The organism is Microbacterium alcoholitolerans, assembly GCF_050408615.1.
Lineage (GTDB): Bacteria > Actinomycetota > Actinomycetes > Actinomycetales > Microbacteriaceae > Microbacterium.
In genome coordinates, this window is sequence record NZ_JBNTKD010000001.1 from 2,452,159 (window position 1) to 2,474,061 (window position 21,903).

Sequence of the window (21,903 nt, forward strand, 5' to 3'; positions counted from 1 at the left end):
TGGCGAACAGGTGAACGCGCAGGGAACATCACCAGCGACACGGTCTGGCTAGACTGCCGCACATGCGATTCGGTCTCTTCATTCCCCAGGGTTGGCGTTTCGATCTCGTGGGCATCGAGCCCTCCGATCACTGGCGGGTGATGAGCGACCTGGCTCAGGCGGCGGATGCCGGGCCGTGGGAGTCGCTGTGGGTGTACGACCACTTCCACACCACCCCGGTGCACAGCGACGAGGCCACGCACGAGGCGTGGACGCTGATGTCGGCGTTCGCCGCATCGACCAGCCGGATCCGACTCGGTCAGATGTGCACCTGCATGGGCTACCGCAACCCGGCGTACCTGGCGAAGGTCGCCGCGACCGTCGACATCGTCTCCGCCGGGCGCACCGAGATGGGCATCGGCGGCGGCTGGTACGAGCACGAGTGGCGCGCGTACGGCTACGGATTCCCGGCCGCAGGCGACCGGCTCCGGATGCTGGACGAGGGCGTGCAGATCATGCGACAGGCCTGGAGCACCGGGCACGCCACGCTCGATGGACGCTACTACCAGGTCGATGACGCGATCGTGCAGCCGACGCCGCTGCAGAACGGCGGCATCCCGCTGTGGATCGCCGGCGGCGGCGAGAAGGTCACCCTCAAGATCGCCGCGAAGTACGCCCAGTACACGAACTTCGGCTCGGGCAAGCCGGAGGAGTTCACCGCGAAGAGCGAGATCCTCCGCGAGCACACGAAGAAGGTCGGCACCGGCTTCGACTCCATCGTCCGCTCCACGAACTACAACACCGTCATCGGCTCGACCGAGGCCGAGGTCGAGCAGCGACTGGCCGCGATCGAGGCCCGCCTCGCGCCGCACCTCGGCGACCGCATCGACGAGGTCATGCGCAACTACCGCGGCCCCGACGCGCACGGCGTGGGCACGCCCGAGCAGATCATCGAGCGACTGCGCAGCATGAAGGAGCGCGGCCTGGGCTACGCGATCCACTACTTCCCCGAGGCGGCCTACGACCGCTCCGGCATCGAGCTGTTCGAGCGCGAGGTCATCCCCGCGCTGCGCTGACATCTTCGCAATGCATAAGAACCCCGGATCCTTCTCGTTGATTTGGTCATAAGGGATTCTGTTTCTTCCATAACGTGAGAGGGTGACCCACCCCGCTCCCGTGACCCCCGTCGCGTCCGCCCCTGTCGCGTCCACCCGCGCCGCGTACTTCGTGTCGGACAGCACCGGGGTCACCGCGGAGACCCTCGGGAACGCATTGCTGGCGAACTTCCCCGGCATCCGATTCCTCAAGCACACGATCCCATTCGTCCTCACCGACACCGAAGCGCGGTCGGTCGTCGCGAGCATCGCCGCGGACCACGATCAGGGCCGCGACCCGCTGCTGTTCATCACCGTCAAGAACGCCGCGCTTCGCGGCATCCTCCGCGCCTCCCGCGCAACCGTCATCGACCTGCTCGCCGGCCATCTCACCGAGCTCGAGAAGGCCCTCGGCGTCACGGCGTCCGAGCAGCTCGGCAACTACCACGGCCTCGGCGACACCGACCGCTACTTCGCGCGCATGCGCGCCGTGGAGTACGCCATCGAGCACGACGACGGGCAGAGCTCCCGCGCCCTCGACCAGGCGGACGTCGTGATCATCGCGCCGTCGCGCTGCGGCAAGACGCCGACGACGATGTACCTCGCGCTGCAACACGGCCTGCGGGTGGCGAACTATCCGCTCACCGACGACGACTTCCCGACCGAGGGTCTGCCGCGCTCCGTCGCGAAGTACGGCGCACGCTGCTTCGGGCTGACCACGACGCCGCTGCGCCTCAGCCAGGTGCGCCATGAGCGCCGGCCGAGCTCGCGCTACTCCAGCCTCGAGCAGTGCACGATCGAGCTGCGCCGCGCCGAAGACCTCTACCGACGAAACCGTGTCCCGTTCCTGAACTCCTCGACCAAGAGCGTCGAGGAGATGTCCGCGGTCATCATGCAGACCATGAAGCTGCGTGCCTGATCGAGCTCCTCATGAACCCCAGTGAAAGAAGCACCGCGATGAAGAACGTCCTCTGGTTCCACGAGGTCGGCATGGCCGACCTTCCGCAGGTCGGCGGCAAGAACGCCTCCCTCGGGGAGATGGTCGCCAACCTCGCCGATCTCGGGGTGCGGGTCCCCGGTGGACTCGCGACGACTGCGGACGCCTATCGCGCCTTCCTCTCCTCAGATGGGCTCGACACCCGCATCCGAGACGCCGTGGAGGCGATCGACGTCGACGACGTCACCCAGCTCTCGCGCGTCGGCGCGGCCGTGCGCGAGTGGATCGAGCAGCAGCCGCTGCCCGAGAACATCGAGCGCGATATCCGCGACGCATACTCCCGCCTCGTCGACAGCGACCCCGAGCCGGATGCCGTGTCGTGGGCGGTCCGCTCATCGGCCACCGCAGAAGACCTGCCGGATGCCTCATTCGCCGGTCAGCAGGAGACGTTCCTCAACATCTCCGGCATCGACAACATCCTGCAGGCCGTCAAGCAGGTCTTCTCATCCCTCTACAACGACCGAGCGATCGCCTACCGGGTGCACAACGGCTTCGACCATCACGATGTCGCCCTCTCGGTCGGCGTGCAGCGCATGGTGCGCTCCGACATCGGGGCGTCCGGGGTGATGTTCACCGTCGACACCGAGTCGGGCTTCGAAGACGCCGTCTTCATCACCAGTTCCTACGGGCTCGGCGAGGCAGTCGTGCAGGGCGCCGTGAACCCCGACGAGTTCTACGTCTACAAGCCCGCGCTCGCCGCATCCCGCCCCGCGATCCTGAAGCGGTCGGTGGGGGAGAAGGCGATCGCGATGCGGTACACCGACAGCGATCAGGTCGGCGGCACGACGGTCTTCGAGGACGTCCCGGCCGACCAGCGCCAGCTGTTCAGCATCTCGGATGCCGAGGTGGAGGAGCTCGCCCGCCACGCGGTCACGATCGAACGGCACTACGGGCGCCCGATGGACATCGAGTGGGCGCGTGACGGCGGGGACGGAAGGCTCTACATCCTGCAGGCGCGCCCGGAGACGGTGGTCTCGCGCGCGGATGCCAACGTCATGCGCCGATTCGTGCTCGCCGAGCGCAGCGATGTGCTCGCCACCGGTCGCGCGATCGGGCAGAAGATCGGCTCGGGCGCGGTGAGCGTGCTGCGCTCCATCGATGACATGGCGCGCTTCCGCGCAGGCGATGTGCTGGTGGCCGACATGACCGACCCCGACTGGGAGCCGATCATGAAGAAGGCCTCCGCGATCGTCACCAACCGCGGCGGGCGCACCTGCCACGCCGCGATCATCGCGCGCGAGCTCGGCATCCCCGCCGTCGTCGGCACGGGAGATGCGACTCGCGTCCTCCCCGACGGCCTCGACGTGACCGTGTCGTGCGCCGAGGGTGACGACGGCTTCGTCTACCAGGGGCTGCTCGAGTACCGGGAGGAGGAGACGCACCTCGATCGGATGCCCGAAGTGCCGGTCAAGATCATGATGAACGTCGGCACCCCCGACCAGGCGTTCTCGTTCTCGCGGCTGCCGAACCGCGGCGTGGGTCTCGCGCGGCTGGAGTTCATCATCAACCGCCAGATCGGCATCCACCCGCGCGCTCTGCTCGAGTTCGACGAGCTGCCCGGTGACTTGCATGCCCAGGTGTCCGACCGCATCGCTGCCTACCCGTCGCCGCGCGAGTTCTTCGTGCGGCGCGTGGCCGAGGGCATCGGGATGCTGGCGGCGGCGTTCGCGCCCGAGCCGGTGATCGTGCGGATGAGCGACTTCAAGTCGAACGAGTACGCCAACCTGCTCGGCGGCGACCGGTACGAGCCGCACGAGGAGAACCCGATGATCGGGTACCGCGGCGCCTCGCGCTACATCTCGGCGGAGTTCCGCGAGTGCTTCGACATGGAGTGCGAAGCCCTCCGCCGCGTGCGCGACGACATGGGCCTGACGAACGTGAAGATCATGATCCCGTTCGTGCGCACGGTCGCCGAGGGTGCGGCCGTCGTCGAGCTGCTCGCCGAGAACGGCCTGCGCCGCGGTGAGAACGACCTCGAGGTCGTGATGATGTGCGAGGTGCCGTCCAACGCACTGCTGGCCGACGAGTTCCTCGACCACTTCGACGGGTTCTCGATCGGCTCGAACGACATGACCCAGCTCACGCTCGGCCTCGACCGCGACTCGGCGCTGGTCGCGCAGACGTTCGACGAGCGTGACCCCGCGGTGAAGAAGATGCTCGCGATGGCCATCGAGGCGTGCCTGCGGCGCGGCAAGTACGTCGGCATCTGCGGGCAGGGACCCTCGGACCACCCCGACCTCGCCGACTGGCTGCTCGATCAGGGCATCGAGTCGATGTCGCTGAACCCCGACACAGTGGTGGAGACGTGGATGCGGCTGGCCGCGCGGGCGGAGCCCATGGCATCTGCCGGGCTGACGGCGCCGTCCGTGCTCGCCTAGCGCCGGAACATCCTCTTGCGCCCGGGCGCGTTCGGGAGGATCATCCTTGCTGAGTCGTCACTGGGGCGGCTCATCTCGCATCCGGACGCCAGGGGACGCTCCGCCCGGTTCATCTCGGCTCGACGTTCTCGCCGAGCCTGAAATCGGAGGCATCATGCGCAGTACCCGTCCACTCATCGCGGCCGGCGCCGCGGTGGCACTTGCCCTCTCGCTGCCGACGTCCGCGTCGGCGGCATCCGACCCGCCGACGCCGAAGCAGTGGTCCGATCAGGTCGCCATGCCGTACAGCCTCACGGTCGACGGACACCGGGTGCTCGTCGCCGATGGGGCGATGGGCATGATCGGGCAGCTGCAGCCGGACGGCTCGATCGAGCCGATCATCACCGGTGCAGAGGGCACGACCAGCGTCGCCACCCGCGGCAAGACGATGGCGTACACGACGTCGCTCGAGCAGGGTGAAGAGGCGCCGCCGCTGGAGAGCGGGCTGACCCTTCAGAATCCGCGCGGAACGACCTACGTCGACCTGCACGCCTACGAGTACGCGAACAATCCCGATCAGGGAAACACTTACGGCTTCGTCGACAGCTGCCTCGGTGACGCAGGCACGAACGCCGGGATCACGGATGCGCACGCCTACACCGTCGTGCCCTACGGCGGCGACTGGCTGGTGGCGGATGCCGGAGCGAACGTCGTCTGGCGGGTCACCGACGCCGGTGACATCAGCGTCTTCACCCTCTTCCCGCCGGTGCCGGTCGAGGTCACCGAGGACGTGCTGCCGATGTTCGGCGTCGACGAGAACGGCCAGCCCGTCCTTCCCGATTGCGTCGTCGGCTCGACGTTCAATGCTGAGCCGGTGCCGACTGGCATCACGGTCGGCTCGGGCGGTGTCGTCTACGTCACCACGCTGCCCGGCTTTCCCGGGATGGTGACCGGCGCAGGTCAGCTGTGGCGCATCGATCGGAACGGCGGTGAGCCCGACGCGATCGCATCGGGCCTCGCGGGTCCGACCAGCGTCGCGATGGCGGGCAACGGCGCGGTCTATGTTGCGCAGCTGTTCGGCGGTGGTGTCGCGAAAGTGTCGACCTCCGGTGAGCAGCTCGGCTTCATCCCGCTGCCGAACGCGCTCGCGGTGTCGACGGCCTCGAACGGCACGCTGTGGGCGGCGACCGCCGCGGCGACGGACGAGCAGGGGAACCCGACGGGACCCGGCACGATCGTCAGCGTCTCGAAGGGCAAGGTGAAGGTCAACGGACACGTGCTCCGCTGAGTGATCTCGCTCGCATAGAGGAGACCCCCGCCGACCCGATTCGGCGGGGGTCTCGCGGTCTGTGACCGCGGCGGGAGGCTCGAATGCGCTCACCGCGGCGCGAAGTCCGACGACACCCGATTCCGATCTGCCTTCATCCGCGCACGTCAAGTACTACATGCGCCAGGTGGCCGGTGGGTGAACTGCGGAGGAACAGCGCAGATAGTAGGACGCCCTAGTAAATGATCCGTAGGCCGAGTACCATTGGCACTGTGCCAAAGACGGCGCAGAGGAGTGTCACACAATGACCCGTTATGTCCCCCATTTCGTAGGCGGAAAGTCCCTCGAGCCGACCGGCGGCCGCGTCGCCGACGTGTTCGATCCGAGCACGGGCGCCGTGCAGGCGCGCGTGCCGCTCGCCACCGCTGACGAGGTCCGCGCCGTGATCGAGAACGCCGCCGCCGCACAGCCCGCCTGGGCGGCCACGAACCCGCAGAAGCGCGCTCGGGTGATGATGCGCTTCGTCGAACTCGCACACCAGAACATGGACGAGCTGGCCCGCCTGCTCTCGAGCGAGCACGGCAAGACGATCGAAGATGCCAGGGGCGACGTCATCCGCGGACTCGACGTGATCGAGTTCTGCATCGGGGCGCCGCACCTGCTCAAGGGCGAGTACTCCACCGAGGCCGGCACCGGCATCGACGTCTACTCGATGCGCCAGCCGCTCGGCGTGGTCGCCGGCATCACTCCGTTCAACTTCCCGGCCATGATCCCGCTGTGGAAGGCGGGCCCCGCGATCGCCAGCGGCAACGCCTTCGTGCTCAAGCCCTCCGAGCGCGACCCCTCCGTGCCGGTTCGGCTGGCCGAGCTGTTCCTCGAGGCGGGGCTGCCCGCGGGCATCCTGAACGTCGTGCACGGTGACAAGGAGGCGGTCGACACGATCCTCACCGACCCGCGCATCCAGGCGGTCGGCTTCGTCGGCTCCACCCCGATCGCCGAGTACATCTACACGACCGCCGCGGCGAACGGCAAGCGCGCGCAGTGCTTCGGGGGCGCGAAGAACCACCTCGTGGTCATGCCCGACGCCGACCTCGACCAGGCCGCCGACGCTCTGATCGGATCGGGATTCGGATCGGCGGGCGAGCGCTGCATGGCCATCTCGGTCGCCGTCCCCGTCGGTGAGGAGACCGCCGACGCCCTGGTCGCAAAGCTCGCCGAGCGCGTCCGGGATCTGAAGGTCGGGCCCGGCTCCGCAGACGGCATCGACTACGGACCGCTGGTCACCGCGGCCGCGAAGGCCCGCGTCGAGGGGCTCATCCAGGAGGGCGTCGACGCCGGTGCCACCATGGTCGCCGACGGGCGCGGTCTGGTCGTGGAGGGCTATGAGTCGGGCTTCTACCTCGGCCCCACCCTGTTCGACCACGTCACCACCGACATGTCGATCTACCGCGAGGAGATCTTCGGGCCGGTGCTCTCGGTCGTGCGCGCCGCCGACTACGAAGAGGCGCTGGCACTGGCATCCGACAACCCCTACGGCAACGGCGTCGGCATCTTCACCCGCGACGGGGACGCGGCCCGCGACTTCGCGGCGCGCGTGAACGTCGGCATGGTCGGGGTGAACATCCCGATCCCCGTGCCGATCGCGTACTTCACGTTCGGCGGCTGGAAGGCCTCCGGCTTCGGCGACCTCAACCAGCACGGCGCCGACGGGTTCCGCTTCTACACGAAGACCAAGACGGTGACGAGCCGCTGGCCCTCGGGCATCCGCGAGGGTGCCAGCTTCGTCATGCCGGCCACCACAGGGGAGGGGCACTGATGACCATGATCGATCCCACTGTCACGACCGTCACGGCTGAGGAGCGCGAGGCCATCCTCGGCGCCGTCCGCGACTTCGCCGAGACCGAGCTCGCGTCGTTCGCCGCGGAGCGGGACGAGAAGCACATCTTCCCGCGCGATTCGCTGCACAAGGCGGGCGAGCTGGGCCTCGGCGGCATCTACATCGGCGAGGAGTTCGGCGGCACGGGTCTCGGCCGCGTAGACACCGTCGCGATCTTCGAGGAGCTCGCCAAGGGCGACCCGGCGGTGGCCGCCTACATCTCGATCCACAACATGGTCGCGTGGATGATCGACACCTACGGCGACGACGCCCAGCGCGCGCAGTGGCTGCCGAAGCTGACTGCGATGTCCGAGTTCGGCGGGTACTGCCTGACCGAGCCCGGCGCCGGATCGGATGCCGCCAACATCGCCACGAGTGCGACGCGCGACGGCGACGACTACCTGCTCACCGGTGTGAAGCAGTTCATCTCGGGTGCCGGCGAGGCCGGCGTCTACGTCGTGATGGCGCGCACCGGCGACGCGGCTTCGGGCGCGAAGGGCATCAGCGCCTTCCTCGTGCCGGGCGACGCCGAGGGGCTCAGCTTCGGCGCACCCGAGAAGAAGATGGGCTGGCATGCGCAGCCCACCCGCCAGGTCATCTTCGACGGACTGCGCGTTCCGGCATCCGCCATGCTCGGCGACGAGGGGCGCGGCTTCGCGATCGCCATGTCGGCGCTCAACGGCGGACGCCTCAACATCGCCGCATGCTCTCTCGGCGGCGCACAGTGGGCGCTCGAGAAGGCCGTGCAGTACGTGCACGAGCGGGTCGCCTTCGGCGAGCCGCTCGCCGAGAAGCAGTCGATCCTGTTCACGATCGCCGACATGCGCACCGAGCTTCAGGCTGCGCGACTGATGGTGCGCGACGGCGCTCAGGCCGTCGACGAGAAGGCGCCGGATGCCACGATGCGCTGCGCGATGGCCAAGCGCTACGCGACGGATGCCGGGTTCGAGGTCGCCAACAAGGCTCTTCAGCTGCACGGCGGCTACGGCTACCTTCAGGACTACGGGGTCGAGAAGGTCGTGCGCGATCTGCGCGTGCATCAGATCCTGGAAGGGACTAACGAGATCATGCGACTCATCGTCGGGCGCGAGATGCTGCGCCCTGCCGGATCCGTGCAGATGCGGAGTGCATCGTGACTGCGCCGTCGCGAGTCAAGGTGGCGTTCCTCGGACTCGGGCACATGGGGCTGCCGATGGCCGTCAACCTCGTGAAGGCCGGTCACGACGTGCACGGCTTCGACCTGATGTCGGGCGCGATCGCGTCAGCGGCCGCTGCCGGCATTCCGATCGCCGGCAGCGGTGCGGAGGCCGCGGCCGACGCCGACGTCGTCATCACGATGTTCCCGGCCGGAAGACACGTCATCGCCGCGTACCAGGACGAGCTGCTCGCCGCTGCCAAGCCCGGCACCCTGTTCATCGAGTCGTCGACCATCGCGGTCGATGAGGCGCAGACCGCGCACGAGCTCGCGCTCGCCGCCGGGCACCGCAGCATCGACGCACCCGTCTCAGGCGGGGTGGTCGGCGCCGAGAACGGCACTCTCGCGTTCATGGTCGGCGGGTCGGATGCCGACTTCGCCGACGCGCTGCCGCTGCTGGAGGTCATGGGAAAGCGCATCGTGCACTGCGGCGGACCGGGTCTCGGGCAGGCCGCGAAGGTGTGCAACAACATGGTGCTCGCCGTCTCGCAGATCGCGGTGGCTGAGGCGTTCGTGCTGGGTGAGCGGCTCGGACTCGAGCACCAGGCGCTCTTCGACGTCGTATCGCAGGCATCCGGTCAGTGCTGGGCGATCACGACCAACTGTCCCGTCCCCGGGCCCGTGCCCACGAGTCCTGCCAACCGCGACTACCAGCCGGGCTTCGCCGGAGCGCTGATGGCGAAGGACCTGGGCCTCGCGCTGCAGGCGATCGAGCAGACGTCGACGGATGCCAGGATGGGCCTGCTCGCCCAGCAGATCTACGCGGCGTTCGCCGCGGGCGACGGCGCCGCGCGTGACTTCTCGGGCATCATCACGGACATCCGCGCCGGCGAAGTGTGACCTCGGGCCTCGGTGTCGTCGACACCTGGGATACTGGAGGGGCCGCAGCGTCGCGGCGGATGGAGCGAAGATGTCGGAACGGAACATGCCCGAGTACGAGACGATCCTTGTCGAACAGCGAGGACGAGTGGGCTGGATCACCCTCAACAGACCGCAGGCCCTGAACGCTCTCAACGGGCAGCTGTCGGAAGAGGTCGCCGCTGCCGCAGAGGCCTTCGACGCCGATGACAGCGTCGGCGCGATCGTCGTCACCGGCTCCGAGAAGGCCTTCGCCGCAGGAGCAGACATCAAGGAGATGGAGGCGAAGACGGCATCCGAGATGCTCGAGACCGACCATTTCGGCGCGTGGACGCGCTTCGCGACCGCGCGCACCCCCGTCATCGCCGCCGTCTCCGGCTACGCGCTCGGCGGCGGATGCGAGCTGGCGATGATGTGCGACATCATCCTCGCCGCCGACACCGCGAGCTTCGGCCAGCCCGAGGTCAACCTCGGCGTCATCCCCGGAATGGGCGGGACACAGCGCCTGATCCGGGCGGTCGGCTACTACAAGGCCGCCGAGCTCATCCTCTCCGGGCGGGTCATCAGGGCCGAGGAAGCGGAGCGCATCGGCCTCGTGTCGCGCGTGGTGCCGGCATCCGATCTGCTCGACGAGGCTACGTCGCTCGCCGAGACGATCGCCGCGAAGTCGCTGCCTTCGGTGTATGCGGCGAAGGCGACGCTGGATGCCGCGATGGAGACCACGCTGGAGGCGGGTCTCGACGTCGAGAAGCAGCAGTTCGCCGCACTGTTCGACACTGAAGACCAGAAGGAGGGGATGGCCGCCTTCCGCGAGAAGCGCCCCCCTCATTTCCAGCACCGATGAGCATCATCATGGACACGCAGCCCGACGACACCGACCTGAGACTGTCAGAGACCGACCGCCGGGAGCTCGTGGAATGGACGGTGGCGTGCGCTGAGCGGATGCTGCCGCTGTTCCTCGCCGAGCGGCCGGACGATGCGCGCCCGCGTGAGGCGCTGGAGGCCGCGCAGGCGTTCATGCGCGGCGACCTCGAAATCGATGAGGTGCGCGAGCGTTCGTTCGGCAGCCATGCCGCGGCGCGCGAGGCATCCGATCCCTCAGCGGTGGCGGCGGCTCGCGTCTGCGGCCAGGCCGCTGCGGTTGCGCACATGGCAGGGCATGCGCGTCAGGTGCCGCGGTACACAGCTAAGGCGTTCCCCGGCGACCGGTCGCGGCGCGACGAGGAGCTCGCCTGGCAGCGCATGCGCGTGCCGGAGCGCTTCGACCGGTACGTCTACGACGGGGACTGATCCGCACGCAAGGGGGTGTGCGCTCGGCGGCTCGCGCCGTACGGTCGCCGTCATGAGTGACGTGACGATCTTCGCGCCCGCGCCGACTCTGACGGTGACCGTCGAGAGCGCCGGCGGCGACGACCAGATACATATCCACGCCGGCGGTCAGGGCGTGTGGCAGGCACGGATGCTGCGGCGCCTCGGCATCTCGGTGACGATGTGCTGCACGCTCGCCGGGGAGGCCGGTGAGGTGATCCGTCACCTGCTCGAGGACGACGGGATCAGGGTGGTCGCGATCGACCGGCAGGGACGCGGTTCGGCGTACGTGCAGGATCGGCGAGACGGCGAGCGGGTGACGGTCGGGGAGGAGAGCGGTGATCCGCTCGAGCGGCACGACCTCGACGAGCTCTACACCGCGCTCATCCGGGAGAGCATGCGATCGGAGATCGTCATCCTCAGCGGACCCGCGGATGACGAGGTGCTGCCGGCGGACACCTATCGCCGCCTGGCCGCCGATCTGGGACCGGCCGGGTGCACGGTCGTCGTCGACCTCGCCGGCGAGCGACTCGACGCCTCCCTGGAGGGCGGCGTCGATGTGCTGAAGATCAGCGACGAGGAACTGCGCGATCACGGACTGACGGACGAATCCACCGCGGGCGTCGTCGAGGCGATGCGCCGGTTCCGCGACCGCGGCGCGCGAACGGTGATCGTCACGCGCGCCGGCGACCCGCTTCTCATGCTCGACGACGAGGGCGTGCTCGAGGTGACGCCGCCGAAGCTCGAGGTCGCCGACGGTCGCGGTGCAGGCGACTCGCTCACGGCCGGTGTCGTCGCGGGCATGGTGCGCGGCGAGTCACCGCGCACCGCGATCACGCTGGGCGCCGCCGCCGGCGCCATGAACGTCACCCGCCACGGCCTCGGCACGGGTGACGCCGAGACCATCGCCGGCCTGCGCGAGCGCGTGAGCACGAAAGCCGTGCACGACGAGGACTCCGGAGCGAGTGCCCGGGTGAGTCCCGACGGGCTGGCCGCCCTCGCCGACCCGGCTGCAGCCGCCGACGAAGGGGATGCATCATGACCCGGGTGCTGGTCACGAACGACGACGGCATCGAATCCCCCGGCCTGCATGCGCTGGCGGTCGCCCTGCTCGAGGACGGCATGGACGTGGTGATCGCCGCGCCCGTCACGCAGTCGAGCGGTTCGAGCGCGTCGATCATGGCGGCGGATGCCGGTGGTCGGATCGCCGTGGACCGGCGAACGCTCGAGGGTTTGGAGTCGGTGCCCGCCTTCGCCGTGCACGGCGGCCCCGGACTGATCGCCCTGATCGCGGCGCGCGGCGCTTTCGGCGATCCGACCGACGTAGTGGCATCCGGCATCAACCACGGCGCGAACGTCGGCCGGGCGATCCTGCACTCCGGCACCGTCGGCGCCGCCCTCACCGGCGGGCTGAACGGGGCCTGGGGCATCGCCGTCTCGCTCGACGTGGGGATGTCGCCGACCGACTTCCACTGGGATTCCGGGGCACGTGCGGTCACCCGGCTCATCCCCGAGCTGCTGCAGTACCCGCGCGGCACGGTGCTCAACGTGAACGCGCCGAACACCGCCGAGCCGCGCGGAGTGATCGAGGCGGAGCTCGCTCCCTTCGGAATCGTGCAGACGACGCTGACCCAGCAGGACGAGCACGACATCCGCCTCGCCGTGGAAGACCTGCCCAACGCGCCCGAACCGGGCACGGATGCCGCTCACCTGGCGGACGGGTGGATCACCGTGACCGGGCTCGACCCGGTCTCGCACGTGCCGCTCGGGATCTCGGTCAGCGCCCTCAGCTGAAATGCCGGCTGATCGCGTCGTTGCGCTCGGTGATGACGGCGATCAGGTGGCGGCGCATGATGGTCTTGTCGACGAGCTGACCGATCGCGCCGAGGGGCGAACGGAACTCGATCGTGTCGCGCATGAGCGTGCCGCCGTCGACTGGCGTGAAATCGTGCGTGTGGACGAATGAGGCGAACGGGCCCTTCGTCTGCCGATCCCGGAAGCGAAGCGGACGCTGCACGTCGAACACGACGGAGCTGAGCCGGAACCGGAGTCCGAAATGGCGGGCGCTCCACGTCACCTCATCGCCTTCACCGAGCCTGCCCGTCGTCTTGCCTGCCACGGCGCGCTCGCCGCGGGAGCTCTGGGATGCCACATGCAGATCGACGTCGAGAGACACGTCGAACACAGCCGCGGGCGGCGCAGGGACGATCCGCTCCAGAACGAAGGTCGCCATCAGAGCGGATCGGGGAGAGGGCGTGGATCGGTGAAGTCGCCGGCGTTCTTGCGCAGGCGGGCGACGATGCCGACCAGTTCTCTGGCGTCGCCGGCGTCGAGCCCGGGGGAGGAGAACACCTCGGTGTTCAGCGCCGCCGTCGCGCGCTCGACGAGATCACGACCGGAGTCTGTGAGCGTCAGAAGCGCTGCGCGTCCGTCGTGCGGATGCGGGTCGCGGCGCACGAGCCCGTCGCGCACCAGCCGCTCGGCGGTGCTGGTGAGGCTGGTGGCGTGCACCTGCAGTCGCGCCACGACGCTCGACAGGGGCAGCGTGCCCGACCGGCTGAACGCCAGCAGGCGGAGCACCTCATAACGGGCGAAGGTCACACCGAACGGCTTCAGCGCAGCATCCACTCTCGCCAGCAGCAGTTGCTGAGCGCGCATCACCGACGTCACCACGGCCATTCCCTCGGCGGCATCCGTCCATCCGTGCGCGAGCCACTGCCGCTTCGCCTCAGCGAGCGGATCGATCGGGAGCGGACGGGGGCGGGCCATGAGCCCACGCTATCGGCTCGCACGAAAGAACCTGCGATTCCGGCGCTATGTATACATTCCGCACAAGATTTCACGGTCGCAGTGCCAGCGGTTGACGGATTGGCTACATAGAGTCGTGAATGCAATTGGGCGCGAAGAAAGCGGCCGGATAGACTCGTCTCCGGCGTGAGGAGTATTCGATGAAGATCTACGTGCTGGTGAAGGAAGTCCCCGACACCTACGGCGACCGCAAGCTGGACCTGGAGACGGGACTGGCCGATCGTGCGGCCGGTGACGTCGTGCTCGACGAGATCACCGAGCGTGCTCTCGAGGTGGCGCTGTCCTATGCCGACAAGAACGCCGGCACCGAGGTCATCGCGCTGTCGATGTCGCCCGAGTCTGCGACGGCATCCGTCCGCCGCTCACTCGCGATCGGTGCCGCATCCGCCGTGCATGTCGTCGACGAGCAGCTGCGCGGCGCAGACCTCAGCCTGACCGCCGAGACGCTCGCCGCCGCGATCCGCCGCGGTGAGCCCGATCTCGTCATCACCGGCAACCTGTCCACCGACGGCTCCGGCGGCGTCATTCCGGCCATGCTCGCCGAGCACCTCGGCTACGCGCAGGCCACCGCGCTGAGCGCCGTCGAGATCGGTGCCGACCAGGTGACCGGCACGCGCACGGGAGATGACGGCACCCAGCAGGTCACCGCGACGCTGCCCGCCGTCATCTCGATCACCGAGGCGCTGCCGGATGCCCGCTTCCCGAACTTCAAGGGCATCATGGCCGCGAAGAAGAAGCCTCTCGAGGTCCTCTCGCTCGCAGACCTCGGCGTCTCCGCCGACCCGGCCGATGCGCCGCACACGATCATGACCGCCGTCTCCGAGAAGCCGCCGCGCGCGGCCGGGGTCAAGATCAACGACGAGGGCGACGCAGCCGCTCAGCTCGTCGAGTTCCTCGCACAGAACAGGCTGGTGTGACATGGCGTACCCCGCGAACCCGATCCTCGTCCTCGTCGACGTCGACCCGACCGGTGCTGCGGCGAGCAGCACGGCCGCGCTGATCGGCGCGGCGTCGACCGTCGGTGCCCCCGTAGCGCTGATCGTCGGCGGCGGTCAGGCGGCCACGGATGCTGCTGCGGCGGCCGGTGCGCAGGTCGTGCTCACCGCCGCCGGCGACGCGTCGGCGCTCACCGTCCCGGTCGTGGATGCCCTGCAGGCCGCGTACCAGAAGGTGCAGCCTGATGCGGTTCTGGTGTCGAACTCGATCGCCGGGCGCGACGCCGCCGGACGCCTCGCGGTGCGCGAGAAGCTCGCCCTCTCGGTGGATGCCATCGGGGTCGCCCGCGACGACGAGGGTGTGACCGCGCAGCACTCGGTCTACGGCGGGTCATTCCTCACCGACTCCGCGCCGACCTTCGGCGCGCCGATCATCACGGTCCGTCAAGGTGCGGTCGACGCTCGCGCTGAAGCCGCGACGCCCACCGTCGAAGAGCTCGAGGTCACGGCATCCGGTGCCGTGGCCGCCTCGGCCGGCGAGATCGCGGCCGAGGAGAAGACCTCGTCGCGCCCCGAGCTGCGCGGGGCGACTCGCGTCGTCTCGGGTGGCCGCGGACTCGGCTCGAAGGAGCAGTTCGCGCTCGTCGAGCAGCTCGCGGATGCCCTCGGCGCAGCAGTCGGCGCATCGCGCGCTGCGGTCGACGCCGGCTACATCCCTTACGCGCACCAGGTCGGCCAGACCGGTGTCTCCGTCTCTCCGCAGCTGTACATCGCGCTCGGCATCTCGGGTGCGATCCAGCACCGCGCGGGCATGCAGACGGCGAAGACCATCGTCGCGATCAACAAGGACGGCGAGGCGCCGATCTTCGACGTCGCCGACTTCGGCATCGTCGGTGACGTCTTCACCGTCGTGCCGCAGCTGATCGAGGCGCTCGAAGCGCGGAAGAAGTAGCCCGATGGCCACCGGGATGCTGCGCCGCGGCCTGCCGCGGGTGAAGGGCGGCGAGGCCTGGCCTCCCGCCACCGAGGTGCCTTCGGACGCGCTGCCGGCGGACGCTGTGGTGGCCGCTGCCGTCGCAGCGACCGTCTCCACTCCGGTGGCCGACACGCCAGATGTCGGACAGAATCGGGCATCCGATCCGACAAGTGGCGTTTCGGCCCCCGAAACGGCAGCGCCTGGCCCCGCCGCCGGTTCGAGCGCGGCGCTGCGTCGCGGTCTGCCTCGTGTCGCGGGCGGCGAGCCGTGGCCTCCGGCCGCTGCCGTGGCGGTTGCCGCGCCCGTGGCGGTTGCCGCGCCCGTGGCATCCGCCCTCTCCTCGGTGCCGGATGCAGGGGCGTCGGATGCCATCGCGCAGCCGACCGCCGAAGCAGCTCAGACCGCAGCAGCGGCTCCGACCGCGGTTGCGCCCGCTGCGGCATCCGCGCCTGTCGCCGCTGCGGCGACCGACGGCGCCGCGCTGCGTCGGGGCCTGCCTCGCGTCGCCGGCGGCGACCCCTGGCCGCCAGCGGGTGCTGCTCGCGTCCGCGACACTTCCTCGCAACCGCCCCAGCAAACGGCGCCGCAGATGCAGGAAACTGCAGCGGACGCTGCCGAGGCACCTGCCGCTGGAGCAGTCGCCGTCGCCGTGGCATCCGACACCGCCGACATCTCCGCACCGCTGCCGTTCACGCGCACGGTCTGGCAGGGGCGGGCGCCCCGGTACGCCACGGAACCCGAGCGCGAGCCGTCGAAGCTGCGCCCGACGTGGCCGCAGACCATTGGCGGACTGCTCAGTCTGGCCGCGCTCGGTCTGCTCGCCGTCGCCGCGGTGTTCTTCATGCGGACATTCCTCAGCACCCCGTTCATGCAGGACTTCCTTGCGGCATTCCCGGGCGAGTATCACCCGGCGATCGAGGTCGAACCGGGCTTCGCGCCCTGGGCGAACTGGGCGCACTTCTTCAACATGTTCCTGATGGTGCTGATCATCCGCTCGGGACTGCGGGTGCGCAGCGAGAAGCGGCCCACAGTGTTCTGGACCCCGCGCGGCGACAGCAAGGGCAAGATCAGCCTCACACTCTGGTTCCACCAGGCGCTGGATCTGCTGTGGATCATCAACGGCGTCATCTTCGTCGTGCTGCTCATCGTCACCGGGCACTGGGTGCGCGTCGTCCCCACGAGCTGGGAGGTGTTCCCCAACGCTCTGTCGGCGGGGCTGCAGTACATCTCGCTGGACTGGCCGACCGAGAACGGCTGGGTGAACTACAACTCCCTGCAGCAGCTCGCGTACTTCACGACGATCTTCATTGCTGCGCCGCTCGCGGTGATCACCGGATTCCGGATGTCGGGGCTGTGGCCGAAGAAGGCTGAGAAGCTCTCGAAGGCGTACCCGGTCGAGTGGGCGCGCGCGCTGCACTTCCCGGTCATGCTGTACTTCGTGGCGTTCATCATCGCGCACGTGGCGCTCGTGTTCCTGACCGGTGCACTGCGCAACCTGAACCACATGTTCGCGGCGCAGGGCTCGGTCGACGGTACGGCGTACGCCGACGTGTGGACCGGCTTCTGGGTGTTCGTCGTCGCCATGGCCGTCATCGCAGCGGGCTGGTTCGCGGCTCGTCCGCTGGTGCTGGCACCGATCGCCAAGCTGTTCGGGCAGGTCTCCGGGCGCTGAGGCGAGCGCGTCGGGGGCATCCGCGCCCCTGCTCGCCTACGCCGCCCCTGCTGGATCACGTGATCCAGCAGGGGCGGCGTCGCTGAGCCGGGGGGGGCGAAGTCCTCGCCTTGGCGGGCGGCATCGCCCCCCCGCTTATCGCAACGGCAAGAACATCGATTCTTCAGGCGTCACATGGGCGGATACGGTCCGTTCCTTCCAAGCCGCTCAGTAGTCTGTGCAAAACGACGAACATACCGGCATGGCCGCCGGACAGGAGGATCGCAGTGACGCAGATCGGAATCGTGCGGGAGGGGCCGGATGAGGCGCGGGTCGCCGCGACCCCGGCCACCGTGCACACCCTGAAGAATCTCGGCTACACAGTGGCAGTCGAGACGGGAGCGGGCGAGCGCTCGTCGTATCCCGACGAGGAGTACCGCCAGGCGGGTGCGGACGTGGTAGCGGCGGCGGATGCCTGGCGCAGCCCGGTCGTGCTGAAGATCAATGCGCCGTCGGATGCCGAGATCGCCGCCCTGGCCGACGGGGCGACCCTGATCGCGCTCCTGTCGCCGGCGCTGCGCCCCGAGCTCGTCGAGAAGCTCGCACAGCGTGGGATCACCGCACTCGCCCTCGACGCAGTTCCGCGGATCTCGCGCGCGCAGTCGATGGACGTGCTCAGCTCGATGGCCAACATCGCCGGGTACCGCGCCGTCGTCGAGGCCGCACACGAGTTCGGCCGCTTCTTCACCGGCCAGGTCACCGCGGCAGGCAAGGTCCCGCCGGCCAAGGTGCTCGTCGCCGGTGCAGGCGTCGCAGGCCTCGCCACCATCGGCGCGGCATCCAGCCTCGGCGCCATCGTGCGCGCCACCGACCCGCGCCCCGAGGTCGCCGACCAGGTCTCCTCCATCGGCGGCACTTACATCCCCGTCGACGTCGAGGTCGAGAAGTCCACCGACGGCTATGCGAAGGCGACCAGCGCCGACTACGACCGCCGCGCCGCCGAGATCTACACCGAGCAGGCCGCCGATGTCGACATCATCATCACGACGGCGCTCATCCCCGGGCGCGCAGCGCCGCGCCTGATCACGGCATCCGACGTCGCACTCATGAAGCCCGGCAGTGTCATCGTCGACATGGCGGCCGCGCAGGGTGGCAACGTCGAGGGCTCTGTCGCGGGAGAGCGCGTCGTGAGTGAGAACGGCGTGATCATCCTCGGCTACACCGATCTCGCCTCGCGTCTGGCCACCCAGGCCTCGCAGCTGTACGGCACCAACGTCGCGAACCTCGTGGCGCTGCTCACCCCGAACAAGGACGGCGCGCTCGCGCTCGACTTCGAGGACGTCGTGCAGCGCTCGGTCACCGTCGTACGCGACGGCGAGATCACCTGGCCACCGCCCGCCGTGCAGGTGGCCGCGGCACCGGCATCCGCCCCGCACAAGGCAGACGTCGCAGCCGCACCCGAGCAGAAGAAGATGTCGGTCGGCAAGAAAGTCGCCCTGATCGTCGCAGGCATCGCCGCGCTGTTCCTCGTCAATGCGTTCGCCCCGGCACCGCTGCCGCAGCACTTCACCGTGCTGATGCTCTCGGTGGTGGTCGGCTTCTACGTCATCGGCAAGGTGCACCACGCGCTGCACACCCCGCTGATGTCCGTGACCAACGCGATCTCGGGCGTCATCATCGTCGGCGCCATGCTGCAGATCACCGACGGCAACCCGGTCGTGCAGGCGCTCGCCGCCGTCGCGGTGCTGGTCGCCAGCATCAACATCTTCGGCGGCTTCGCCGTCACCCGCCGAATGCTCAGCATGTTCACACTCGGCAAGACGACGAAGGGCGGCCAGAAGTGAGCGTCGACGCACTCGCCGGGGCGGCCTACATCGTCGCCGCCCTGCTGTTCATCCTGAGCCTCGCCGGTCTCAGCCGCCACGAGTCCGCCCGCGCCGGCGTCACCTACGGCATCGCCGGCATGACGATCGCGCTGCTCGCCACACTCGCCCTCACCGTCGCGGACGCATGGGGCGGCGCCGGTGCGATGCTCGGGCTCACCCTGCTCGGCGTCGGCGTGCTGGTGGGAGCCGCCATCGGACTGTGGCGTGCGAAGGTCGTGCAGATGACCGAGATGCCGCAGCTCATCGCGCTGCTGCACAGCTTCGTCGGAATCGCCGCCGTCCTGGTCGGCTGGAACGGTCACCTCACGCACGCCGAGATCCCCGCCCAGCTCGTCGACATCCACAACGCCGAGGTGTTCATCGGCATCTTCATCGGCGGTGTGACCTTCACCGGCTCGATCGTGGCGTACCTGAAGCTCGCGGCGAGAATCTCGTCACGACCGCTGATGCTGCCGGGGAAGAACCTGCTCAATGTGGGTGCGCTGGTGCTCTTCGTCGTCCTCACCGTGTGGTTCGTCCTCGATCAGCAGCTCTGGCTCCTGATCGCCGTCACGCTGCTCTCGTTCGCGCTCGGCTGGCACCTGGTCGCCTCCATCGGCGGCGGAGACATGCCCGTGGTCGTCTCGATGCTGAACAGCTACTCCGGCTGGGCGGCGGCAGCGGCGGGCTTCCTGCTGAACAACGACCTGCTGATCGTCACCGGCGCGCTGGTCGGATCGTCGGGTGCGTACCTGTCGTACATCATGTGCAAGGCGATGAACCGCTCGTTCCTGTCGGTGATCGCCGGTGGGTTCGGCATCGTGGCATCCGCGTCCGACGATGAGGACTACGGCGAGCACCGCGAGGTGACCGCCGAAGCGGCCGCCGGGATGCTGTCCGGCGCGAAGACGGTCGTCATCACTCCCGGCTACGGCATGGCTGTCGCCCAGGCGCAGTACCCGGTCGCCGACCTCGTCGCCCGTCTGCGCGAGCGCGGCGTCGACGTCCGCTTCGGCATCCATCCCGTCGCCGGGCGTCTGCCCGGGCACATGAACGTGCTGCTCGCCGAGGCGAAGGTGCCGTACGACATCGTGCTCAGCATGGAAGAGGTGAACGACGATCTCGCCGCGACCAGCGTGGTGCTGGTGATCGGCGCGAACGACACGGTGAACCCCGCCGCAGCCGAGGATCCTGGCAGCCCGATCGCAGGGATGCCCGTGCTGCGCGTCTGGGAGGCCGAGAACGTCATCGTGTTCAAGCGGTCGATGGCCGCAGGATACGCCGGAGTGCAGAACCCGCTGTTCTTCCGCGAGAACACGCAGATGCTGTTCGGCGACGCGAAGGAGCGGGTGGAGGACATCATCCGGGCGCTGTGAAGGTCCGGGTCCTGCAGACTGGCATCCTCGCCCCTGTCCAACGCCGCCGCCCCTGCTGAATCACGTGATTCAGCAGGGGCGGCGGCGATCAGCAGGGGCGGGAGCGCAACGGCGCAGGCGCTCAGCGCACGAAGCGGACCTCGGTGAGCGTCTCGCCCAGGAACGGCTCGGTGTGGGCGGCGCCATCCAGCGCGAAGCCGTTGCGCACGTAGAAGCGGTGCGCGCGGGGGTTGTCCTCGGCGACCCACAGGTACAGCGGCTCATCCTTCTCGACCGCAGCGTCGAAGAGCTGCTGACCGATTCCGGTGCCCTGGTAGGCCTCCAGCAGGTAGATGAAGTAGAGCTCACGGAACGCGGGGGCGTCCTTGTCGCGGGCAGGCCCCGAGCCGACGAACCCGACGATCTCGCCATCGACCAGTGCGGCGCTCATCTTGAAGTCGTCGCCCTGGCGGGCCCAGTTGGTCCAGAGCTCGGCCATGCGGCGCGGCGAGATCCGTTCCAGCGCGGCCTTGCTGATCAGGTGGTCGTAGGTCTCGTGCCACGTCTGCGCATGCACGCGACCGAGGGCTTCCGCATCCACATCGCGGACCGGACGGACGATGATCTCGGGCTGGGCTTCGGCGCTCATGCCGTGACTCTACGCGCGAGATCGCAAGACGGGAAATCGGCGCGTAGCACATCCAGCCCGCTGTAGCATCCCGCCAACGAACTTTGGCGAACTGTCGTGGATCACTACTATCGCCACTTGTGAATGTGATCTGGCGCACCCTCCTCGTGATCTTCCAGGCTCGGCGGCGGCTGCGGCGTGACGGCCTCATCGCGCCAGCGGGCATCGGCCGGATCCGGCTCACCACGCTGCCCACCGACCTCGACATCCTGCGGCACATGAACAACGGCCGCTATCTGTCGCTGTTCGATCTCGGCCGCTGGGATCTGCTGATCGGCACCGGCCTGTTCGACACCATGAAGGCGCGCGGCTGGTACGCCGTCGTCTCCAGCCAGACGGTCACGTTCCGCAAGTCGCTCGAGCTGTGGCAGCGCTTCGACGTCGAGTCGCGCCTGATCGGACACGACGACAAAGCCGTGTTCCTCGAGCACCGCGCCGTCGTCGGCGGCGAGATCTACGCACGCGTCATCGTCCGGGCCCGGATGCTGCGCCGCAGCGGCGGAACGGTGACGCACGACGAGCTGTTCGCCGCCGTCGGCACGCCGGACGGCGGCGTCCCGGAAGGCATCCCGGACGTCGCCGAGTGGATCCACGAGTGGTCCACCGCCTCGGCGCTGCCGCCGATGAAGGCGCCCGCGCCGAGCACCTGGAGCTGAGCCCGTCGGCGGATCATCCGCCCGCGACGCGACAGCAC

20 protein-coding genes are annotated in these 21,903 nt (G+C 68.9%); 17 read left to right on the forward strand and 3 right to left on the reverse strand.

The annotated features are described in order from the left end of the window. Nucleotides 1-62: 62 nt before the first annotated feature. The 11 genes from ACQUSX_RS11765 (at nucleotide 63) to surE (ending at nucleotide 12,725) form a co-directional block, all read left to right on the forward strand. A complete protein-coding gene (locus tag ACQUSX_RS11765) occupies nucleotides 63-1,055 on the forward strand; it encodes an LLM class F420-dependent oxidoreductase (protein WP_428907104.1) in 993 nt (330 codons plus the stop codon). A gap of 82 nt (nucleotides 1,056-1,137) precedes the next feature. After that, nucleotides 1,138-1,992, forward strand: a complete 855-nt coding sequence (locus ACQUSX_RS11770) for a pyruvate, water dikinase regulatory protein (RefSeq protein ID WP_428907105.1) — start codon at nucleotides 1,138-1,140, stop codon at nucleotides 1,990-1,992. Nucleotides 1,993-2,030: 38 nt separating this feature from the next. After that, nucleotides 2,031-4,448: a phosphoenolpyruvate synthase gene (gene ppsA, locus ACQUSX_RS11775; protein ID WP_428907106.1), complete on the forward strand. Its 2,418-nt coding sequence runs from the start codon at nucleotides 2,031-2,033 to the stop codon at nucleotides 4,446-4,448. A 154-nt stretch (nucleotides 4,449-4,602) separates the two neighbouring features. Then, nucleotides 4,603-5,715, forward strand: a complete 1,113-nt coding sequence (locus ACQUSX_RS11780) for a ScyD/ScyE family protein (protein WP_428907107.1) — start codon at nucleotides 4,603-4,605, stop codon at nucleotides 5,713-5,715. A 283-nt stretch (nucleotides 5,716-5,998) separates the two neighbouring features. Further along, on the forward strand, nucleotides 5,999-7,510 hold the full coding sequence (locus tag ACQUSX_RS11785; protein ID WP_428907108.1) for a CoA-acylating methylmalonate-semialdehyde dehydrogenase: 1,512 nt from the start codon (nucleotides 5,999-6,001) through the stop codon (nucleotides 7,508-7,510). After that, complete coding sequence (locus ACQUSX_RS11790) at nucleotides 7,510-8,706, forward strand: acyl-CoA dehydrogenase family protein (protein WP_428907109.1); 1,197 nt, start codon at nucleotides 7,510-7,512, stop codon at nucleotides 8,704-8,706. The genes ACQUSX_RS11785 and ACQUSX_RS11790 overlap by 1 nt, the downstream gene beginning before the upstream one ends. Continuing rightward, nucleotides 8,703-9,605, forward strand: a complete 903-nt coding sequence (gene mmsB, locus ACQUSX_RS11795; RefSeq protein ID WP_428907110.1) for a 3-hydroxyisobutyrate dehydrogenase — start codon at nucleotides 8,703-8,705, stop codon at nucleotides 9,603-9,605. The genes ACQUSX_RS11790 and mmsB overlap by 4 nt, the downstream gene beginning before the upstream one ends. An 85-nt stretch (nucleotides 9,606-9,690) precedes the next feature. Then, complete coding sequence (locus tag ACQUSX_RS11800; protein ID WP_428907111.1) at nucleotides 9,691-10,467, forward strand: enoyl-CoA hydratase-related protein; 777 nt, start codon at nucleotides 9,691-9,693, stop codon at nucleotides 10,465-10,467. A gap of 8 nt (nucleotides 10,468-10,475) precedes the next feature. Beyond that, nucleotides 10,476-10,913: a putative immunity protein gene (locus ACQUSX_RS11805; protein WP_428929971.1), complete on the forward strand. Its 438-nt coding sequence runs from the start codon at nucleotides 10,476-10,478 to the stop codon at nucleotides 10,911-10,913. A gap of 52 nt (nucleotides 10,914-10,965) precedes the next feature. Further along, nucleotides 10,966-11,973, forward strand: a complete 1,008-nt coding sequence (locus tag ACQUSX_RS11810; RefSeq protein ID WP_428907113.1) for a 1-phosphofructokinase family hexose kinase — start codon at nucleotides 10,966-10,968, stop codon at nucleotides 11,971-11,973. Beyond that, nucleotides 11,970-12,725 carry a 5'/3'-nucleotidase SurE gene (gene surE / locus ACQUSX_RS11815; protein ID WP_428907114.1) on the forward strand — a complete coding sequence of 252 codons (756 nt, stop codon included), beginning with the start codon at nucleotides 11,970-11,972 and terminating at the stop codon, nucleotides 12,723-12,725. Before ACQUSX_RS11810 ends, surE begins: the two co-directional genes overlap by 4 nt. Here surE and ACQUSX_RS11820 read toward each other — a convergent pair. Together ACQUSX_RS11820 and ACQUSX_RS11825 are read right to left on the reverse strand one after the other, a co-directional pair. Then, nucleotides 12,718-13,164 carry an SRPBCC family protein gene (locus ACQUSX_RS11820; RefSeq protein WP_428907115.1) on the reverse strand — a complete coding sequence of 149 codons (447 nt, stop codon included), beginning with the start codon at nucleotides 13,162-13,164 and terminating at the stop codon, nucleotides 12,718-12,720. The genes surE and ACQUSX_RS11820 overlap by 8 nt on opposite strands. Continuing rightward, complete coding sequence (locus tag ACQUSX_RS11825; RefSeq protein ID WP_428907116.1) at nucleotides 13,164-13,700, reverse strand: MarR family winged helix-turn-helix transcriptional regulator; 537 nt, start codon at nucleotides 13,698-13,700, stop codon at nucleotides 13,164-13,166. The genes ACQUSX_RS11820 and ACQUSX_RS11825 overlap by 1 nt, the downstream gene beginning before the upstream one ends. A gap of 179 nt (nucleotides 13,701-13,879) precedes the next feature. On the opposite strand from ACQUSX_RS11825, the gene ACQUSX_RS11830 reads away from it, so the two are divergent. The 5 genes from ACQUSX_RS11830 (at nucleotide 13,880) to pntB (ending at nucleotide 20,542) form a co-directional block, all read left to right on the forward strand. Beyond that, nucleotides 13,880-14,656: an electron transfer flavoprotein subunit beta/FixA family protein gene (locus ACQUSX_RS11830; RefSeq protein WP_428907117.1), complete on the forward strand. Its 777-nt coding sequence runs from the start codon at nucleotides 13,880-13,882 to the stop codon at nucleotides 14,654-14,656. Nucleotide 14,657: 1 nt separating this feature from the next. After that, a complete protein-coding gene (locus ACQUSX_RS11835; RefSeq protein WP_428907118.1) occupies nucleotides 14,658-15,626 on the forward strand; it encodes an electron transfer flavoprotein subunit alpha/FixB family protein in 969 nt (322 codons plus the stop codon). Between the two features lie 4 nt (nucleotides 15,627-15,630). After that, the gene (locus tag ACQUSX_RS11840) at nucleotides 15,631-17,322 is read left to right on the forward strand and encodes a cytochrome b/b6 domain-containing protein (protein WP_428907119.1); all 1,692 of its coding nucleotides are present in this window, start codon (nucleotides 15,631-15,633) and stop codon (nucleotides 17,320-17,322) included. A gap of 266 nt (nucleotides 17,323-17,588) precedes the next feature. Next, the gene (locus tag ACQUSX_RS11845) at nucleotides 17,589-19,145 is read left to right on the forward strand and encodes a Re/Si-specific NAD(P)(+) transhydrogenase subunit alpha (RefSeq protein WP_428907120.1); all 1,557 of its coding nucleotides are present in this window, start codon (nucleotides 17,589-17,591) and stop codon (nucleotides 19,143-19,145) included. Next, nucleotides 19,142-20,542: a Re/Si-specific NAD(P)(+) transhydrogenase subunit beta gene (pntB, locus tag ACQUSX_RS11850; RefSeq protein WP_428907121.1), complete on the forward strand. Its 1,401-nt coding sequence runs from the start codon at nucleotides 19,142-19,144 to the stop codon at nucleotides 20,540-20,542. The genes ACQUSX_RS11845 and pntB overlap by 4 nt, the downstream gene beginning before the upstream one ends. Nucleotides 20,543-20,663: 121 nt before the next feature. Here the strand turns inward: pntB and ACQUSX_RS11855 are convergent, their stop codons facing one another. Then, nucleotides 20,664-21,170 (reverse strand): GNAT family N-acetyltransferase, encoded by a 507-nt coding sequence (locus ACQUSX_RS11855; protein WP_428907122.1) that lies wholly within the window; start codon nucleotides 21,168-21,170, stop codon nucleotides 20,664-20,666. A 119-nt stretch (nucleotides 21,171-21,289) separates the two neighbouring features. Here ACQUSX_RS11855 and ACQUSX_RS11860 point away from each other — a divergent pair, with 119 nt between their 5' ends. Then, entirely contained in the window at nucleotides 21,290-21,865 is a 576-nt protein-coding gene (locus tag ACQUSX_RS11860; protein ID WP_428907123.1) for an acyl-CoA thioesterase, read from the forward strand. The last annotated feature ends 38 nt before the right edge of the window (nucleotides 21,866-21,903 follow it).

Bases quoted from the DNA above. Each gene is read 5' to 3' on its own strand.
- ACQUSX_RS11765 (WP_428907104.1), top strand. From the start codon at position 63: ATGCGATTCGGTCTCTTCATTCCCCAGGGTTGGCGTTTCGATCTCGTG.
- ppsA (WP_428907106.1), top strand. From the start codon at position 2,031: ATGAAGAACGTCCTCTGGTTCCACGAGGTCGGCATGGCCGACCTTCCG.
- ACQUSX_RS11780 (WP_428907107.1), top strand. From the start codon at position 4,603: ATGCGCAGTACCCGTCCACTCATCGCGGCCGGCGCCGCGGTGGCACTT.
- ACQUSX_RS11785 (WP_428907108.1), top strand. From the start codon at position 5,999: ATGACCCGTTATGTCCCCCATTTCGTAGGCGGAAAGTCCCTCGAGCCG.
- ACQUSX_RS11790 (WP_428907109.1), top strand. From the start codon at position 7,510: ATGACCATGATCGATCCCACTGTCACGACCGTCACGGCTGAGGAGCGC.
- ACQUSX_RS11800 (WP_428907111.1), top strand. From the start codon at position 9,691: ATGCCCGAGTACGAGACGATCCTTGTCGAACAGCGAGGACGAGTGGGC.
- ACQUSX_RS11805 (WP_428929971.1), top strand. From the start codon at position 10,476: ATGGACACGCAGCCCGACGACACCGACCTGAGACTGTCAGAGACCGAC.
- ACQUSX_RS11810 (WP_428907113.1), top strand. From the start codon at position 10,966: ATGAGTGACGTGACGATCTTCGCGCCCGCGCCGACTCTGACGGTGACC.
- surE (WP_428907114.1), top strand. From the start codon at position 11,970: ATGACCCGGGTGCTGGTCACGAACGACGACGGCATCGAATCCCCCGGC.
- ACQUSX_RS11820 (WP_428907115.1), bottom strand. From the start codon at position 13,164: ATGGCGACCTTCGTTCTGGAGCGGATCGTCCCTGCGCCGCCCGCGGCT.
- ACQUSX_RS11825 (WP_428907116.1), bottom strand. From the start codon at position 13,700: ATGGCCCGCCCCCGTCCGCTCCCGATCGATCCGCTCGCTGAGGCGAAG.
- ACQUSX_RS11830 (WP_428907117.1), top strand. From the start codon at position 13,880: ATGAAGATCTACGTGCTGGTGAAGGAAGTCCCCGACACCTACGGCGAC.
- ACQUSX_RS11835 (WP_428907118.1), top strand. From the start codon at position 14,658: ATGGCGTACCCCGCGAACCCGATCCTCGTCCTCGTCGACGTCGACCCG.
- ACQUSX_RS11840 (WP_428907119.1), top strand. From the start codon at position 15,631: ATGGCCACCGGGATGCTGCGCCGCGGCCTGCCGCGGGTGAAGGGCGGC.
- ACQUSX_RS11855 (WP_428907122.1), bottom strand. From the start codon at position 21,170: ATGAGCGCCGAAGCCCAGCCCGAGATCATCGTCCGTCCGGTCCGCGAT.